Below are 16677 nucleotides of genomic sequence, written 5' to 3' on the forward strand. Positions count from 1 at the left end.
GGTTGAGCGTAGTACGCCCCCGCACCTTGTATGCTTGTAACCGTGTTCGGACGGACCGGTCCCGCCGGCCCCAGGACGCGCGCCCTCGTAGCTCAGTGGATAGAGCACGGCTCTCCTAAAGCCGGTGTCGTTGGTTCGATTCCAATCGAGGGCACTTGAACCGTCGTTCCCCGGAGCCCGAACTCCGAGACCTCCGCGCCTACCTCCTCGGCAGCGCCCCGGACACTCGTGCGCCCGAACGGCCGGGCTGCTGGCAGGTGGAGCGTGACCTGCTGGACCGCTCGGATGGCAGCCGCGGAACCTTCTCCGGCGTCGTACTTTTTACGCCAACGGACGACGGCGGCCTGGTCCTTTCCGAGGAAGGCACCATGCGCTGGCCTGCTTTCACCGGCCCCGCCTCGCGGAGGTATGTTCTGAAGCCTTCGGGCCAGCCGGAGGCGCTGGACGTGTTCTTTCCTGACGGCCGGCCCTTCCACCGGATGAGCTTCGCCCCGGACGCCAACCTTGATTCGCATTGGTGCGACCCGGACACCTACCGCGTGCTGTACACGTGGGAGGGGCCGGACGCGTTCAGCTACAGCTGGGACGTGGCCGGGCCGCGCAAGGACCTGCTGCTGGTGTCGCGGCTGGTCCGGAGGGAGGACGCGTGAAGGACCGCATCGTGGTGTCCGCCGTCTGCGTCTTCGACGACGCCGGGCGGCTCCTGACCGTCAGGAAGCGCGGAACCGCCATGTTCATGCACCCCGGCGGCAAGCCGGAACCGGGCGAAAGTGCCGTCCAGGCAGCGGCCCGCGAGCTCGCTGAAGAGGTGGGGATCGTTATCGATCCCCTGGACCTTGCCCTGATGGGCGTCTGGATCGCCGACGCTGCCAATGAGGCCGCCACCGATATCGAGGCGACGGTTTTCCTGGCCCCGGGCACCTGGGAGGCCAGGCCCGCTGCCGAAATCGCAGAGATCCGCTGGCTGGACCTTGACCTGCTAGCCGGTGGCGCTTCCCTCCCGCAGGACCTGGCACCGCTGCTGACGGACCATGTCCTGCCCGTGCTCGCAGGCACACCCCCGGAACCCGGCCAACCCGAAGCCGGCCGACCCGGACCCGGCCAACCCGAACCTCGCCGGCTGGAGCACACCGACTAGTACTCGGGTACTGCTTCCTGCGCCACGGCAGTCGCCTCGGCGAACTGCGTCCGGTACAGCTCAGCGTAGCGGCCGTCGGCGGCCAGGAGCTCTGTGTGCGTTCCGCGCTCGACGACCCGGCCGCCCTCCACCACCAGGATGGCGTCGGCGGCACGGACGGTGGACAGGCGGTGGGCAATCACCACGGCGGTCCGCCCCTCAAGCGCCGCCCCGAGGGCTGCCTGCACAGCGGCTTCGTTCGTGGAGTCCAGTGCCGCGGTGGCCTCGTCCAGGATGACGACGCGGGGCTGGGCGATGAGCAGGCGGGCGATGGTGAGCCGTTGCCGTTCACCGCCGGAGAGCCGGTAGCCGCGCTCCCCCACCACCGTCTCCAGCCCATCCGGCAGGGACCGGATCATGTCTTCCAACCGCGCCTGCCGCAGGACGTCCCACATGTCCTCGTCAGTGGCGTCCGGACGGGCCAGGCGCAGGTTGGAGGCGATGGTTTCGTGGAAGAGGTGCCCGTCCTGGGTGACCATTCCCAGTGTGTCGCGCAGGGAGTCGAACGTGGTATCCCGGACGTCGACGCCCGCCCCCGGCCTGGAGCCGCCGAGCCGCACGGCCCCGGAGTCGACGTCGTACAGCCTGGCCAGCAGCTGCGCGATGGTGGACTTTCCGGCGCCCGACGAGCCGACCAGCGCCACGGTCTGGCCAGGTTCCACCCGGAAGCTGATGCCATGCAGCACCTCCTCGCCACCGCGGGTGTCCAGCGTGGCGACCTCCTCCAATGAGGCCAGCGACACCTTGTCAGCGGCCGGGTAGCCGAAGCGGACGTTGTCGAACTCGACCGACACCGGGCCGGCGGGAATGGGCACCGCGTCAGGCTTCTGCTGGATCAGGGGCTGCAGGTCAAGGATTTCAAAGACGCGTTCAAAGCTGACCAGGGCACTCATGACCTCCACGCGGGCGCTGGACAGCGACGTCAGCGGGGCGTAGAGCCGGGTGAGCAGGAGCGCCAGGACAACCACGTCCCCGGCTGCCAGCTGGCCGGTAATTGCCATCCAGCCACCCAGGCCGTAGACCAGGGCCAGCGCCAGCGCGGAGACCAGCGTCAGGGCCGTCACGAAGGTGAACTGCAGCATGGCCGTGCGGATGCCGATGTCGCGGACCCGCCCGGCGCGGAGGGCGAACTCGCGGGATTCGTCGTCCGGCCGGCCGAAGAGCTTCACCAGCGTCGCCCCCGGCGCCGAGAACCGCTCCGTCATCTGTGTGCCCATGGCCGCGTTGTGTGCCGCGGCTTCACGGCGCAGGTCCGCCAGCTTCGAGCCCATGCGGCGGGCCGGGATGAGGAAGATCGGCAGCAGCACCATGGCCAGCACGGTTACCAGCCAGGAGGTATTGAGCATCACGGCCAGCGTCAGGGCCAGCGCCACCACGTTGCTCACCACGCCGGAGAGCGTGCCGGCGAACGCGGACTGCGCCCCGATGACGTCATTGTTGAGCCTGCTGACCAGGGCGCCTGTGCGGGTGCGGGTGAAGAAAGCGATGGGCATGCGCTGGACGTGGTCGAACACCCGGGTGCGGAGGTCCACGATGACGCCTTCGCCGATGGTGGCCGACAGCCAGCGGGTCAGCAGCCCCACGCCGGCTTCGCCAACGGCCACGAGTGCGATCAGCACCGCCAGCCGGATGACGGTGTCCACCCCGGCATTGGCGATGATGGCGTCAACCACCTGCCCGGCGAGCACCGGGGTGGCGACCGCCAGGAAGGCACCCGCCACCGAGGCGAGCACGAAGGCAATGAGCTTACCCTTGTGCGGCGCGGCGAAACCCAGCACGCGCCGCAGCGTTTCCCTGGAGATCGGCCTGGAGCCACTCTGGGCGGTGCTGATGTTGCGCAGGGAATTCCAGGCCACGCGGTCCATGCTCATGGTTGTTTCTCCTGGCTTGGGATGCGGTGGAGCTCCTGGACTTTTCCGTTTTCCAGGTGCCACCGGGAGTCGAGTCGTACGTTTTCCAGCAGCCGGCGGTCGTGGGTGACCAGCAGCAGGGCGCCCTCGTAGCTTTCCAGCGCCTCTTCGAGCTGTTCGATCGCGGGCAGGTCGAGGTGGTTGGTGGGTTCGTCCAGCACCAGCAGGTTCACGCCGCGTGCCTGCAGTAGGGCAAGGGCTGCGCGGGTCCGCTCGCCGGGTGAGAGTGAGTCGACGGTCCGCGACGTATGGTCGGCCTTCAGGCCGAACTTGGCAAGGAGCGTACGGACGTCGGCGCTGTTCCAGTCCGCCAGTACGGCCTCGACGGCGTCACCCAGGTTTCGGCCGCCGTCCAGCAGGCCACGGGCCTGGTCAATCTCGCCGACGGCGACTGAGGCACCCATGGAGGCGTCGCCGTCGTCCGGTTCCTGCGTTCCCAGCAGCAGGCGCAGGAGTGTCGACTTGCCGGCGCCGTTGGGCCCGGTGATGCCGATGCGTTCGCCGCCATTGAGCTGGAGGTTGACCGGACCCAGCGTGAAGTCGCCTTGGCGTGCCACGGCGTTGCGCAGGGTCGCGACGACGGCGCTGGAGCGGGGAGCTGCGCCGATGGAGAACTGCAGCTGCCATTCCTTCCGGGGCTCCTCCACCACATCGAGCCTGGCGATGCGCGATTCCATCTGCCGGACCTTCTGCGCCTGTTTCTCGGACGACTCCGTGCTGGCGGCGCGGCGGATCTTGTCGTTGTCTGGATTCTTCTTCATCGCGTTCCGAACGCCCTGCGAACTCCACTCCCGCTGGGTCCGCGCCCGCGACACCAGGTCCGCCTTGGTGGCGGCGAACTCCTCGTACCTCTCGCGCGCGTGCCGCCGCGCCACGGCCCGTTCTTCAAGGAAGGCATCGTAGCCACCGTCGTAAACGGCCACGCTGTTCTGGGCCAGGTCCAACTCGACCACCCGGGTCACGCAGCGCGCCAGGAATTCGCGATCGTGGCTGACCAGCACCACACCGCCGCGCAGCCCCTTGACGAAGGCTTCCAGGGTGGCCAGGCCTGCCAGGTCAAGGTCGTTGGTGGGCTCGTCCAGCAGCACCACGTCGAAGCGGCTCAGCAGCAAGGCGGCCAGCGCCACCCGTGCCGCCTGGCCGCCGGAAAGACCGGTCATCAGGGCGTCCGGGCCTGCCTCCAGCCCCAGGTCGGCCAACACGGCTGGCATCCGGTCCTCAAGGTCCGCGGCGCCGGAGGCCATCCAGCGGTCGAAGGCGCGGGAGTAGGCGTCGTCGGCGCCGGGCGCGCCGGCGCCCAGGGCCTCGGCGGTGGCTTCCATCTCGGCGGTGGCTTCTGTACAACCGGTCCGGCGGGCGATGTAGCCGGCCACCGTTTCGCCGGGAATGCGGTCATGCTCCTGCGGCAGCCACCCGACGAAGGCGTCGGCAGGTGCCAGGCTGACAGTGCCCTCCTGCGGCTGGTCCACGCCTGCCAGCAGCCGCAGCAGGGTGGATTTCCCGGCGCCGTTGGCGCCGACGACGCCCACGACGTCACCCGGGGCGACAGTCAACGAAAGCGCGGAAAAAAGTACCCGGTGGCCGTGGCCGCCGGCAACGTCCTTGGCAACAAGGGTCGCAGTCATCGATGTGGTCCTTTCGCGAACCGCCCAGGCCTGCAGGCATGAAAGAACCCGCTGGTCCGGACTTGGGGGGTGTACGGACCAACGGGCTCGACCAACAACTATAGACGAACCGCCGGGCATGGGCAAAACGACGTGTACAACAACACGGTAAAATCGATTCCGACCACCCTTTATGCAGAGAGCATTTCATGACCCTCACCGCCAAGGCGTTCCAGCGCTGGCTGCAAGGCATTGCCCCGGATGCCAGCACTGCAGACATCTGCAGGGTCTCCGGCATCAAGCGCACCACGCTCGCCCAGCAGCTGGTGCGGGGAAAAATCTCCGTAGGCACCGTGGTCAGCATCAGCCGGGCCTACAACCTCAATCCCGTCACGGCGCTGGCCGGTTTCGACGCCTACAGCGTCCTCGCCGGACCCCCGCAGGCCCCCACCAGCTCCGAACTGGTGAGCCAGATCTCCACTGCCGACCTCCTGCGCGCCGTATTGGCTCGTCCCGCGATGGACCCCTCGGGAAGGAAGGGCGCCCCGCCCTTCGTCCTCAGCCCGGCCCCGCACGCCACCTCGGTCAAGAACTGGGTGGATGCGATTGACGACGGCGAGGTCCGCCACCGTGTCTCGGCAGCGACCGGTGTTGCACCGCAGAACTACTCCGCGCAATTGACTGCCAACCGGCTCTCTCCGGAACTGGCGGTAGCCACCGCGTTGGCTGCCGGGGTGGCGCCGGCCAGCGGACTGGTGGCGACCGGGGTCATCACGGAAGAGGAAGCCGGCTGGCCCCCGGACGCCCGGCAGGCAGCGTTGGACAGCATGTCCGACGGAGAGCTGACCACCCTGGCCGGGGACCGGCTTCAAGCACTGGGCAAGACGCTGCGCCTGGCAGGAGCAGGACCAGGCGCAAACGGAAAAGATTTGGGAGAACCTGGGATGATCGAGACCCTGCAATGGACAACGCTCGCGGTCTGCGGCCTGATCGCGGCTGCCCGCATCCCCAGCGCGCTGCGCGGCGAAAACCGCTCCCTCTTTGGAATCTTTGCCTTGATGACCTTGGCCATCCTGCTCAGCATCCAGGAGCCCTACCTCATCATCGACCGGGCCCTCGGCGGCACCAACATCGCCAACCTGTTGCTGCGCTTCGTCATTTTCGGGGCGATCTTTTTCCTGGGCGTCAGGGTGTCCAAAGGGTTCGGCGCGGATGCCGCCTACCGGCTGATCACGGGACGGACGGGGATGGCCGTCCTGCTGGCCGTCTCCGTGGTACTGGTCGCCGTGTTCCTCGCCATGGACACCACGGGCTCTTCAGCGGGACTGTCTGCGGTCTCCGGAAAGGATGACCGACACTACGCCCTCGTCGAATACTATGGCGCCGCCGGCCGGGCCTACCCCGCCTTCGTGGCCCTGGCACTGCTGCCCGCCATGGTGCGCGCCGTACAGGACCGGCTGCCGGTTTTGGTGCGGATCGCCGCCGGGCTCCTCGCGCTGGGCGGCGTGGCGGTCACCCTTTCGCTGCTCTTCCCTGTGATTCCCCCCGAGTTGGGAGCAGCTGAGTTCGTCATCAACTACACGGCAGTGCTTTGCTACGTGGTGGGCCTGGCCCTGATCTGGGCCGCCAGGGTGCAGAGCCGGCGGGCCTCCACCGCACGAAAGACATCTACCGAAATGTAACCTTTTCGGCTTTCACAAAATCATTAGAATGTGAAACAATCATAAAAGTGTGAAGGTGGGGCCGCCAAGGGTTCTCGAACGGGGATAAATTCTTGGACGCTGGCCGCCCCGGGGGCCTTCGCACTCATTGGGGGGATGAGTGGTGGCGGCCGTTGGGGACCGCCCCCACTCAGCCTGTTTAAGGCCCTTTACGGCAGCCTAGCCGCGGGCAAACCGCAGCGTCACCAGCTGGAACGGCCGCAGGTTCAGCTCCGCCCCTGCTTCCGTCGCCGCCACTCCGGGCGCCTCGACCGGGCGTTCCAGGAGGTCCGTCGCCAGGACACCCCGTACCGGGAAGTGGGCCGAGACCCTCGCTGTGGAGCGCTGCCCCAGCGACTCGTACAGCCGGACCACAACGTCACCGGAACCATCCTCGGCAAGCTTGACGGCCTCAACCACCACGGCAGGACTGGAGACCGAGAACAGTGCCTCCACCGGCGAGCCACCCCGGACCAGCCGCGGCGCCAGGTTGGTCCGGTAACCCTCCTGCACCGCGTCCATGATGTCCGCCCCCGGGCGGATGGTCACCGCAAGCTCATGGCGTCCACGGTCCGCTTCCGGGTCGGGGAACTTGGGGGCCCGCAGCAGCGACAGGCGCACCGTGGTGGTGGTCCCGCCGTCGGAATCCCTGATGCTCCTGGCAACATCATGCCCGTACGTGGACGCGTTGGACACGGCAACGCCGTAGCCTGGTTCGCCCACATGGATCCACCGGTGGGCGCAGATTTCGAACTTCGCCGCCTCCCAGGAGGTGTTGGTGTGCGTGGGGCGGAAGACGTGCCCGAACTGGGTTTCCGCCGCCGACCGGTCAGCCCTGACGTCCAGCGGGAAGCCGAGCTTGAGCAGCTTCTCGCGCTCCTGCCAGTCCACCGACGTGGTGATGTGCAGGGAAGGGCTTCCCGGCGCCAGCGTGATGCGCTGGGTCAGGGGTGATGTCCCGGCCAGGCGTTCCACCACGACGACGGCGCTGCCGCCCTCGCGCTCCAACCGGACCGTTTGTGCCCGGTCCAGGGGCGTGACATTGCGCCGGTAGAACTCGTCAATATCCCAGGCGTCCCATTCGTTGGGCGTGTCGCGGTGCAGCTCCAGCAGGTTGCCCCGTTGACCGGGGGCGATGGCTTCCCGGCCGGTGGCATGGTCGCGCAGGGAGGTGAGGAGGCCGTCGGCATCCAGGACGGCGCGGATGATGCCGTTGTCCAGGATATAGCCGCCGCCGGACGCTGTACCCGATGCCGGCTTCGCCGGTTCCCCGGGCTTCCCCGCCGCCAGGGCTGGAACCCCGTTGCGTGCGTGCGGCGCGGCGTTGAGCAGGAATTGCCTGTCACCAGGGCCAAGCAGTGCTGCCGCAGCCTGGCCGATGATGGCTTCGAGTGCGGTTTCGATGGCCTGGTAGTTGCGTTCGGCGTCCTGGTGGACCCACGCAATGGCACTGCCTGGAAGGATGTCGTGGAACTGCTGCAGCAGCACCAGCTGCCAGAGCCGCTTCAATTCCGCGGCAGGATAGTGATAGGCCTCGCCGCACCGGACAGCGGCCGTGGTGCACCACAGCTCCGCTTCGCGCAGCAGGTGTTCGCTGCGCCGGTTGCCCTTCTTGGTCCGCGCCTGGCTGGTGTAGGTGCCACGGTGCAGCTCCAGGTACATCTCACCCACCCAGACCGGAAGCGCACGATAGTCTTCCTCGGCCTGGCGGAAGAAGCTCTCCGGGGAGCCGATCCGGACCTTGGGTGATCCTTCCAGGTCCGCGGCGCGGGCAGCGGCGGCCAGCATCTCGCGGGTGGGACCGCCGCCACCGTCGCCGTAGCCAAAGGGCACCAGCGACACGCTGCCGCGCCCGTGGTCGCGGTAATTCCGTTCGGCGTGGGCCAGGTCCCGGGCGCTGAGGTCGGAATTGTAGGTGTCCACCGGGGGGAAGTGCGTGAACAGGCGGGTGCCGTCGATGCCCTCCCAGTTGAAGGTGTGGTGCGGCATCCGGTTGGTCTGGTTCCAGGAGATCTTCTGTGTCAGGAACCAGCGGCTGCCCGCGGCCTTGACGATCTGCGGCAGGGCGGCGGAGTAACCGAACGAGTCCGGCAGCCATGCCTCCCGGCATTCGACACCGAACTCGGACAGGAAGAAGCCCTTGCCCTCCACGAACTGCCGGGCCATGGCCTCGCCACCGGGCATGTTGGTATCGGATTCGACCCACATGCCGCCCACGGGAACGAACTGGCCGGCCCGGACCTTTTCCCGGATCCGGCTGAAAAGCTCCGGGTAGAACTCCTTGATCCAGGCGAACTGCTGCGCAGAGGAGCAGGAGAAGATGAAGCCGGGGTTTTCATCCATCAGTGACACGACATTCGAGAATGTCCTGGCGCACTTGCGGATCGTCTCCCGGACCGGCCAGAGCCAGGCGGAGTCGATGTGCGCGTGCCCCGTGGCCACCAGCTGGTGCGCAGATGCATATGCCGGCCGGGACAGGACTTCGGCGAGCGCTTCCCGGCCTGCCGCTGCGGTGCCCGCGACGTCGTCAGGGTCCATCACGTCCATCATGCGTTCGAGGGACCGGAGGATTTCGTGGCGGCGGGGAAGCTCCACGGGGAGCTGTTCCATGAGTCCCGCCAGCGTCCAGACGTCCTGCTGGAGGTCCCAGACGGTCTGGTTCAGCTCGGCGATGGCGATGGTTCCCAGCCGGTACTGCGGCGCATCCCCCGCCGTGGATTTGTCTCCCAGCGGGGTGGCAGCGAAGGTCCAGCCCTGCGCCATGTCAGGGTTGGCAGCCGCCTCGACGTAGAAGTCCACGGCCATGCCGCCACCTAGCAGCTTCACGGGGATGTACTGGTTCCTGGGCGAGATGGCCTTGATGATGGTTCCGTCCGGCCGCCAGGCAATGCCCTCGCACTGGAAGCCGGGGGCTTCAATGGTGAAGCCCAGGTCCACCACCACCTCAAGGGTGGTGTCCGGCTCGGTGCCCCAGGACTCAGGTACTTCCCCTTGCAGGTGCAGCCACTTGGTGCCCCATGGCTTTCCCCAGGCAGCCCCGTGCTCCTGCGGCTGGAATTCCTGCCTCATGGCTTCCAGCGCGGGGACGGGTTCGTCCGGCGCATCCCAGCTGCTCAGGGCAAGGGGCATGGTCCTGCTGTAGATGGCAGGGGTAAGGCGCTCGCGCACAAACCTCTGCAGGCGGACTTCCGTGATCCGGCGGTCGTCGTGCAATGTGGGTCCTCTTCAACGCTTGAGACTGGATCATCGTGTCCATTCGATGGACAAAAATCTACCCGTTAGTAGTTTGATAAACCACCCCCGCAGCCGAAAGAGGCTGCAGCCGTTTTCAGGCGCCGCGGGCAGCTGCCACAGGCCGGAGCACCCGGTCCACGCCTGCATAGACATTGAAGCTGGTTCCCCGGCTGAAGCCTGCCAGGGTCAGCCCGTTCGCCTCGGCAAGTTCCACGGCGAGGCTGGATGGGGCGCTGACGGCTGACAGCACGGGGATTCCCGCCAGGGAGGCTTTCTGGACCAGTTCGAAGGACGCCCTGCCGGAAACCTGGAGGACAGTCCCGGCCAGCGGGAGCAGCCCCTCGCGCAAGGCCCACCCCACTACCTTGTCCACGGCGTTGTGCCGCCCCACGTCCTCGCGCAGGCACAGGAGGCTCGCTCCGCCGTCGTCCTCGATCCTGAACAGGCCGGCTGCGTGCACTCCTCCCGTGTCGTCAAAGAGCCGCTGGGATTCGCGCAGCAGTTCCGGCAGGGATGCAAGGACCCCGGCGTCGACCGCCAGGGGGTCCGCCCGTGGACTGTAGTGGGAGGACTTCCGGACCGCTTCAATGGAGTCGGTTCCGCAGATTCCGCAGGAACTGGACGTGTAGACGTTGCGCCCGGTGTCGGGGAGCGGGACGTCCGGCCGCAGTTGGGCCTCCACCACGTTGAACGTCTGGACGCCGTTCTCATCCTCGCCCGCGCAGAACCGCAGTGACACCAGCTGTTCGGGCGCCCAGATGACGCCCTCGGACACCAGGAACCCCGCCACCAGGTCGAAGTCGTCCCCAGGGGTCCGCATGGTCACTGAATAGGAGAGCCTGCCCAGCCGGATTTCGAGCGGCTCCTCGACCGCCAGGACGTCCTCCCGGTGCCGGACCGGGTACTCCAGGGCGCTGGGCGAACCGTCCAGGACATACTTGTGCACCTTCCGGCGCTGGGTTACGCGTCCCATGTTCCACCCTGCCTGTTCATAACTCCATCATGGCACCAACAGGGGCACCTCATCCGAGGAGCGCGCTCCAGTCCACGGGCCCGGCGGGCGCCGGCTTGGTCTTGGGCTGGGCGGCCCTGCCCCCGCTTCGGGGTTTCTGCTTGCCTGGAGCCTCCGGCGGCGGAATTGGCGGCCCCCAGGGGAGCGCGAAGGCCGGGACGGGCTCACCCAGCTGCACTCCGTGCGGAGGCACCACCAGGACGCCGTCGGCAGACGCCAGTCCGCGCATCATGCCGGGTCCGGTGTGCTGGGCCGGAGATGCCATCCCGAACAGCAGCCGGAACGGCATCAGCCGCGTGCGTCCGGGGTCGGGCTCGATCATCGTTCCGCAGGGCACCTCCTGCACCGCCGGCATGGCGGCGTGTCCCAGCGCGGCGAGCAGCGGAGCCCCGACCGTGGACAGCGCCATCATGGCAGCCAGCGGATTGCCGGGCAGGCCCAGCACGAAGCGGCCATCCGGCAGCTCGGCCAGAACCGCCGGGTGGCCGGGCCGCATCGCCACGCCGTCGATGAGCAGCCGCCCGCCCAACTCAGCCACGGCGCGCCTGAGATGGTCCGTTCCGGAGCGCCCGGTTCCGCCCGTAGTGATGACGACGTCGGCTGGCTGGCCGGGTGCATCCGGCGCCTCGGGCACCACGTCTTCGAGGGCGGCGAGCCACTCGGGGTAGGAATCGCCGATCCTCTGCATGCCGCCGGGGATTCCGCCCAGCATCCCCACGACGTCCGGAAGCTGCGGGCCGAACGTGTCCCGGACCTGTCCGGGGGCCGGGGTCCCCTCTTCCACGACTTCCGAGCCTGTGAACACCAGTCGCACCACCGGCTTGCCCTCGACGTACAGGTCGTCGTATCCCGCCACGGCTGCCAGTGCCAGGTGGGCAGGGTTGAGGTCAACACCAGCCTTGACCAGGACGTCGCCCTCCAGGGCTTCCTCCCCTGCCTTGCGGATGTGCTCCCCCGCGCGCGGCTCCCCGGGCCGGGCGCTGCCTCCGGTCATCAGGAGGGGCAGTCCTTCATCGTCCTCACCCATCAGGGCACTCTCCGTGCGGAGCACAGCTTTGGCTCCGGAAGGAATAAGCCCCCCGGTCGCGATGGGACTTGCCTGGTGCGGCGCAAGGCGCGTTCCGGGGTCCACGGGAATCCAGGGGCCGCTTCCGTTGACGGCCCAGCCGTCCATGGCGGAGGAGGCGTAGTGCGGCATGTCCTGCAGGGCCACGATGTCCCGTGCCAGCCTTCGTCCGAGGGCAAGCCGCAGGGGAACCGGCCCGGGTGGAATGGGCGTGGCTGCATCAAAGGCTGCCTGCCGGGCCTCTGCCCAGGTGTGGGCAAGATGGTGGGGGGCGTGCTGTGGTTCGGTTGTGCCCTGCGTCGTCCCCGCTTCGCTGTGGGGTACCTCCGTCATCCGCCGGGAGTCCCGGCGGATTCAGCATCATAGTCGGCGGCGAGGGAACGGGCCACGGCCAGGATCGCCTCCGTGGAGGCGGTGTCCGCTTCGCCCTTGGAGGCCGCCGCCTGCCCGGCGGCAAAACCGGCGATATAAGTGGTAAGGGGCGCGGCGGGCCGGACCACGGAATGGGCGGCAACGCCGGCGAGGGCAAGGACGGCGTTGATATCCACTTGGACGTCCTCCAGCTTGTACGCCTGGAGCAGGGCCCTGCACCACTCTTCCAGTGTTTCGTCCTGGCTTTTCACGAATTGCCTCCCACGTTAGCTCCGCCCGCGCCGGTTGTGGCCTCCGCCCCGGTCCCGGCAGCGATCCCCAGTGCGGCAGCATCTTGCCAGGTATCGATGTCGGCGGTGGCACCGGCGCGGACTGTGACAAGCTGCACGTCCAGACTAGCAAGAAGCGCCCGCACGGAACCGTTGACCAGCCTGCCGCGGGCGCCCATCTCTTCGGCGGCCTTTCTTAACCCATGCGTACTATAAAAACCCGCAAGTGGCTGGGCCCTTCCATCCGGGCCGGACGCCATGACTCCTGGCGTGCCGGGGGCTGCCAGCAGGGCGGCGTGCAGCACTGTGACGGCTTCGGACACCAGCGGCATGTCGCAGGCGAGGACCAAGGTGTAGGGGGCAGTGGCTCCGGCTTCAGACAAGGCGTCCAGGCCGGCGGCAATCGCAGCGGCAGGGCCGGCAAAGGCGGGTTCTTCACGGCACCTCAGCAGGCCGGCCGGCAAGGTTCCGGCCGGAACGGCCGCAGTGTCACCCACCACGACGATGCGGCCCGCGCCGGCCGCCGCGGCGAGGGACCGCTCCAAGAGGGACGAGCCCTGGAAGACGAGCGCCTGCTTGGGCACTCCGCCCAAGCGCGAGGACCGGCCGCCGGCCAGGATTACGGCATCAAAGTCACAGCGGCTTTCTTCCACTCCCCCACTGTAGCCACCGCCACGGACTCGGCAGAAGGGAGAGGGAGGCAGCGCGTTCAGGCGGGGCGTTCAAGCAGCGCGATCAGGCAGCACGTTCAGGCAGCACGTTCAAGCAGCGCGATCAGGCAGCACGTTCAGGCAGCAGGAAGGGATCCCAGGCCGGCGTCGGCTTCTCCAGCTCCTTGATCTGCCAGATGGTTCCATGCGGCGGTTCCGGGACAAACCGGAGCGTCCAGCCCATCTCGGAGGGGGTGTGGTCGCCCTTGACGTTGTTGCATCGCAGGCACGCCGCCACCAGGTTTTCCCAGGAATCTGCGCCGCCGCGGGACTTTGGGTGGACATGGTCGATGGTGTGCGCCGCTTTTCCGCAGTAGGCGCATTTGTGTCCGTCCCGGCGCAGCACCCCCCGGCGGCTCACGGCCGTGGAGTGGTTGTACCGGGGCCGGATGTAGCGGTTGAGGAGGATCACGGACGGGCGGCCCAGGACGTCTGTGGGGCCCACGACGGGGTCGTCCCCTTCGGCTACCACGCTCGCCTTGCCCGTAAGCACAAGCACCAGTGCCCGGCGGAACGTAACAACCGCCAGCGGTTCATATCCAGCATTCAGAACGAGAGTGCGCATGCACGTACCTCTTCACGGCCGCACCCGTCAGGGGCACGAGGGCCGGCTGCCCTCGGCATGTCCGGGCTATGGATCGACACCACAAGAGTAAACAGAGAAATGCAATATCAGGTAATCGGCGCCACATCCAGGCGCGGGAAGGGCTGCGTCCTGCACCGGTGCCCGGCGGAACGGCAGTACTTAAACTCCACTTAAACTCCAAGGACCCCCGCCTTGCGGCGGAGGTCCTTGGGCACGCGGCGTCCGGTGGTGGCCGGACGAACGGAAAGCCTAGCTGACGCGGATGAAGACCGGGCCGGATCCAACGTTCGCACTGAAGACGACGGTCTGGTTGCCGTTGTAGCCGCCGTGGACTGCCATGCCGTTGCCGGCGTACACGGCGATGTGCGCCATGCCTGCGCCGCCGTCGGCGTAGTAGATGAGGTCGCCGGGCTGGGCTTCGGATGCACTCACGGTGCGGCCCAGGGACAGGTAGCCGGCAGGCCAGTCGTGGAAGTGGATGCCGACGGCGGCCAGGGAGTTGGTGACCAGCATGGTGCAGTCCTGCGTGACGCCGAGCTGGGCGTAGGCGGCGGACAGGATGGCCGCGCCCTTGCCGCTGGCGGACGCCTGGGAAGCGGGGGCAACAGCAGTGGAAGCCGTCTTGGCAGTGACCTTCGGGGCGGCCGGGGCAGGCGCTGCTTCCTGGACCTTCACCTGGGGCTCGGGTTCGGGTTCGGCCACGGGAGCAGGCGTGGTGGTCACGGCAGGCTTTTCGTAGCTGATGGCGATCGTGGAGGCGGCCGAGATCGGCGCGTCGACGACGGATTCAACTTCCAGTGCAGATGCGGGGGCCGAATCGCGCTTGACGTTGGCGTCGGCAGCGTTTGCCGCGATGCCGCTGGTCAGGACCAGGCCGGATGCGGCGGCGATGACCGCAGCCTGGCGGCCCATGCCGCCGGCGTTGTCGCTGACAGCCTTGGCAATGACAGCGATCGAATTGGTTTTGGTGACCTCGGCGCGGTGCCGTGCGGTAGCACGAGTCGTCATCAGTTCTCTCTTTCGTTTTTCCTCAGGACCGCGGTGGCTTGTCCGAGGGGTGTGGACGCGCCGGCATCTTGGGGGTACGCCGGCGCATCCCGAACGGGGATATGTTGTTGAGCGAAAAGCTTGGGGGCAAAGAAAAAGCCCTAGGACCCGGGGGTCGAAGAACTAGTTCAGGGTGAAGAAGGAAGAGGAGCCGGTAGCCGCTACGGCGTGCAGCAAAGTTCCCTGCGAGGGGTTCAGGGCGCTGATCATCATGCCGTTGCCGACGTAGATGCCTACGTGCGCACCACCGTTCTGCATGACAAGGTCACCAGGCTTCGGGGTGGACGTCGGCTTCATCGCGGTCCACGCGTTCGTGCGGGGGATGCTGATGCCGGCCTGTGCATAGACCCACTGGGTGAAGCCGGAGCAGTCCCAGCCGGTCACGGGGCTGGTGCCGCCCCAGACGTACGAGTGGCCGATGCCGGTGTAGGCAATGGCTGCGATGCCGGAGGTTGCTGCCGACGAAACGGCCTCCGCTGCCTTCCCGGCTACGGAGCCATCCTGGCCGGCGGTGCGGTCTGCCGCGGTGGACTGGGTCCGGATGGTTTCCACCTTGGGAGCGGCGGTGGTCTTGACCACGGGACGCTCGAAGGAAACCGTGGCAGTGGGCGCAGCGGTGACAGCCAGGGCGGTCTGCGCAGAGCCGGACTCAGTGGAGGCGGAGACACCAGCGGTGGTGTCCGCTGCGGTGGCCGGCAGTCCCATGCTCAGGATGAGGCCGGAGGCAGCTGCCACAACGGCAGCCTGGCGGCCTACGGTCCCGGCGTTGGCACTAACGGCCTTGGACACGGCGTCCAGGGGGTTATTGCGAACCGTTTGCGCACGGTGGCGCGCAGAAGTGTGGCGTGAAGACACGAAGGTAGCCTCTCCCAATGCCTGCGAGGTGAGCTGTCGGATTCGGATGGGAGTCACCCGGTCACACTGCTTCCTGCGAAGCTCGTGACTTAACCCCAAGGCCTTCGAAAATGAAGGCCAAAATTGGTTCCCCCGCCCCTGCCAGACGATGAAATGCGAACGGACCTTGAGCGGTGGCAGAGTTAGGCAATCCACTCAAGAGCGTCAACTTCGGAAAAGTTGACGCGAGTTAGACGGTACAGCAGTTTTGACTGAATGTCACATTCAGGTCACGACCCGTTACCTGAAACTGAGAGCAGACGGTCATTTTCCTAGAGCCAGCCCATCGGATCGACCACTTCGCCGTTGACCTGCACCTCAAAATGCAAATGGCAACCAGTCGAAGCGCCCGTGGTTCCGCTCAAGGCGACAACCTCGCCGCGGGAGACGGTCTGCCCCACCTTCACGTTGAAGGACGAGAGGTGGTTGTAGGTGGTCTCCAGGCCGTTGCCATGGTCAATGACCACCCGGTTTCCACCCCCGAACTCGTGCCAGCCGGCGAAGGTTACGGTGCCCGTGGCAGCTGCAAGGACGGAGGTCCCGCACTGCGCCACGAAGTCCTGTCCACGGTGGAAATCTCCGGAGCCACCCGTGATGGGGCTCACCCGGTATCCAAACGGCGAGGCGGTGGCCAGGGAGGCCAGGGGGGCGGCAAGTGTGCCCGCCGAGGCGGCGCGGCTGACCGAGCCGGCGGATTGGGCACTGAGCAGCTGCTTGAGCTTCCCGTCGGGATCGGCCTGGGTGACGACGGCGGAGCGGCTGAAGTCGACCTGGGCGCCGATATCGGCGGAAATCTGGGGCTGCGGGCTGACGGCGGAAGCTGCCACAGGCTTGCCCCCCGCGCCGTCGGTGGCCATGACGGGACTGGTGGCAGGCATGGCGACTGTCAGCGCGATACCGCTGGCAGCAAGGGCGATGCCCGCCTTCTGGCCTATTCCACTGGCGGCCGCAAACTCCGTAACCTGCCGGAAGGGTCCACGGCGGCGGCGCGCGTCGCGGTGCGGATCGCGGGGGCGCTCCGCGGCGGCAACCTCGACGACCCGGGGTGTCGAAGCGGGGCCGGACGCACGGCGGCGGCCCCGGGAGGTCTGCATGG

The 16677-nt window shown here is 67.5% G+C and carries 14 protein-coding genes, 1 tRNA gene, 1 pseudogene and 1 riboswitch; of the genes and pseudogenes, 5 read left to right on the forward strand and 11 right to left on the reverse strand.

Annotation, left to right across the window (positions count from 1 at the left end; all coding sequences use genetic code 11):
- The first annotated feature begins 81 nt into the window (after window positions 1–81).
- The 3 genes from AC2JAJ_RS03570 to AC2JAJ_RS03580 all read left to right on the forward strand — a co-directional run bounded on the left by AC2JAJ_RS03570 (window position 82) and on the right by AC2JAJ_RS03580 (window position 1138).
- Window positions 82–154, forward strand: a tRNA-Arg gene (locus tag AC2JAJ_RS03570).
- Between the two features lies 1 nt (window position 155).
- Window positions 156–650: a DUF6314 family protein gene (locus tag AC2JAJ_RS03575; protein WP_486414236.1), complete on the forward strand. Its 495-nt coding sequence runs from the start codon at window positions 156–158 to the stop codon at window positions 648–650.
- Complete coding sequence (locus tag AC2JAJ_RS03580; RefSeq protein ID WP_486414235.1) at window positions 647–1138, forward strand: NUDIX hydrolase; 492 nt, start codon at window positions 647–649, stop codon at window positions 1136–1138. The genes AC2JAJ_RS03575 and AC2JAJ_RS03580 overlap by 4 nt, the downstream gene beginning before the upstream one ends.
- On the opposite strand, the gene AC2JAJ_RS03585 is transcribed toward AC2JAJ_RS03580, so the two are convergent.
- Window positions 1135–3048: an ABC transporter ATP-binding protein gene (locus AC2JAJ_RS03585; protein WP_486414234.1), complete on the reverse strand. Its 1914-nt coding sequence runs from the start codon at window positions 3046–3048 to the stop codon at window positions 1135–1137. The genes AC2JAJ_RS03580 and AC2JAJ_RS03585 overlap by 4 nt on opposite strands.
- Window positions 3045–4712, reverse strand: coding sequence for an ABC-F family ATP-binding cassette domain-containing protein (locus AC2JAJ_RS03590; protein ID WP_473693842.1), 1668 nt, complete (start codon window positions 4710–4712; stop codon window positions 3045–3047). Before AC2JAJ_RS03590 ends, AC2JAJ_RS03585 begins: the two co-directional genes overlap by 4 nt.
- Window positions 4713–4900: 188 nt before the next feature.
- Here AC2JAJ_RS03590 and AC2JAJ_RS03595 point away from each other — a divergent pair.
- Both AC2JAJ_RS03595 and AC2JAJ_RS03600 read left to right on the forward strand, forming a co-directional pair.
- Window positions 4901–5639 (forward strand): annotated as a pseudogene (locus tag AC2JAJ_RS03595) (hypothetical protein).
- A complete protein-coding gene (locus AC2JAJ_RS03600; protein ID WP_473693844.1) occupies window positions 5636–6373 on the forward strand; it encodes a hypothetical protein in 738 nt (245 codons plus the stop codon). The pseudogene AC2JAJ_RS03595 and the gene AC2JAJ_RS03600 overlap by 4 nt, the downstream one beginning before the upstream one ends.
- 198 nt (window positions 6374–6571) lie before the next feature.
- Here the strand turns inward: AC2JAJ_RS03600 and AC2JAJ_RS03605 are convergent, their stop codons facing one another.
- The 9 genes from AC2JAJ_RS03605 to AC2JAJ_RS03645 all read right to left on the reverse strand — a co-directional run bounded on the left by AC2JAJ_RS03605 (window position 6572) and on the right by AC2JAJ_RS03645 (window position 16675).
- On the reverse strand, window positions 6572–9604 hold the full coding sequence (locus AC2JAJ_RS03605; protein WP_501053363.1) for a glycoside hydrolase family 38 N-terminal domain-containing protein: 3033 nt from the start codon (window positions 9602–9604) through the stop codon (window positions 6572–6574).
- Window positions 9605–9719: 115 nt separating this feature from the next.
- Entirely contained in the window at window positions 9720–10598 is an 879-nt protein-coding gene (gene fdhD / locus AC2JAJ_RS03610; protein ID WP_486414232.1) for a formate dehydrogenase accessory sulfurtransferase FdhD, read from the reverse strand.
- 49 nt (window positions 10599–10647) lie between these two features.
- On the reverse strand, window positions 10648–12036 hold the full coding sequence (locus AC2JAJ_RS03615; RefSeq protein WP_473693850.1) for a molybdopterin molybdotransferase MoeA: 1389 nt from the start codon (window positions 12034–12036) through the stop codon (window positions 10648–10650).
- Complete coding sequence (locus AC2JAJ_RS03620) at window positions 12033–12326, reverse strand: DUF6457 domain-containing protein (RefSeq protein WP_221387131.1); 294 nt, start codon at window positions 12324–12326, stop codon at window positions 12033–12035. The genes AC2JAJ_RS03615 and AC2JAJ_RS03620 overlap by 4 nt, the downstream gene beginning before the upstream one ends.
- Entirely contained in the window at window positions 12323–12997 is a 675-nt protein-coding gene (gene mobA, locus AC2JAJ_RS03625; RefSeq protein WP_486414231.1) for a molybdenum cofactor guanylyltransferase, read from the reverse strand. The genes AC2JAJ_RS03620 and mobA overlap by 4 nt, the downstream gene beginning before the upstream one ends.
- Window positions 12998–13118: 121 nt before the next feature.
- Window positions 13119–13619, reverse strand: coding sequence for an HNH endonuclease (locus tag AC2JAJ_RS03630; RefSeq protein ID WP_221387133.1), 501 nt, complete (start codon window positions 13617–13619; stop codon window positions 13119–13121).
- A 270-nt stretch (window positions 13620–13889) separates the two neighbouring features.
- Window positions 13890–14648 (reverse strand): NlpC/P60 family protein, encoded by a 759-nt coding sequence (locus AC2JAJ_RS03635; protein WP_473693856.1) that lies wholly within the window; start codon window positions 14646–14648, stop codon window positions 13890–13892.
- A 162-nt stretch (window positions 14649–14810) separates the two neighbouring features.
- Window positions 14811–15476 carry a C40 family peptidase gene (locus AC2JAJ_RS03640; protein ID WP_221387199.1) on the reverse strand — a complete coding sequence of 222 codons (666 nt, stop codon included), beginning with the start codon at window positions 15474–15476 and terminating at the stop codon, window positions 14811–14813.
- Window positions 15477–15546: 70 nt separating this feature from the next.
- A riboswitch (cyclic di-AMP (ydaO/yuaA leader) is annotated at window positions 15547–15725 on the reverse strand.
- A 128-nt stretch (window positions 15726–15853) separates the two neighbouring features.
- Complete coding sequence (locus AC2JAJ_RS03645; protein WP_221387200.1) at window positions 15854–16675, reverse strand: M23 family metallopeptidase; 822 nt, start codon at window positions 16673–16675, stop codon at window positions 15854–15856.
- Window positions 16676–16677 lie beyond the last annotated feature (2 nt).

This window comes from Arthrobacter sp. MOO21, from assembly GCF_057369995.2.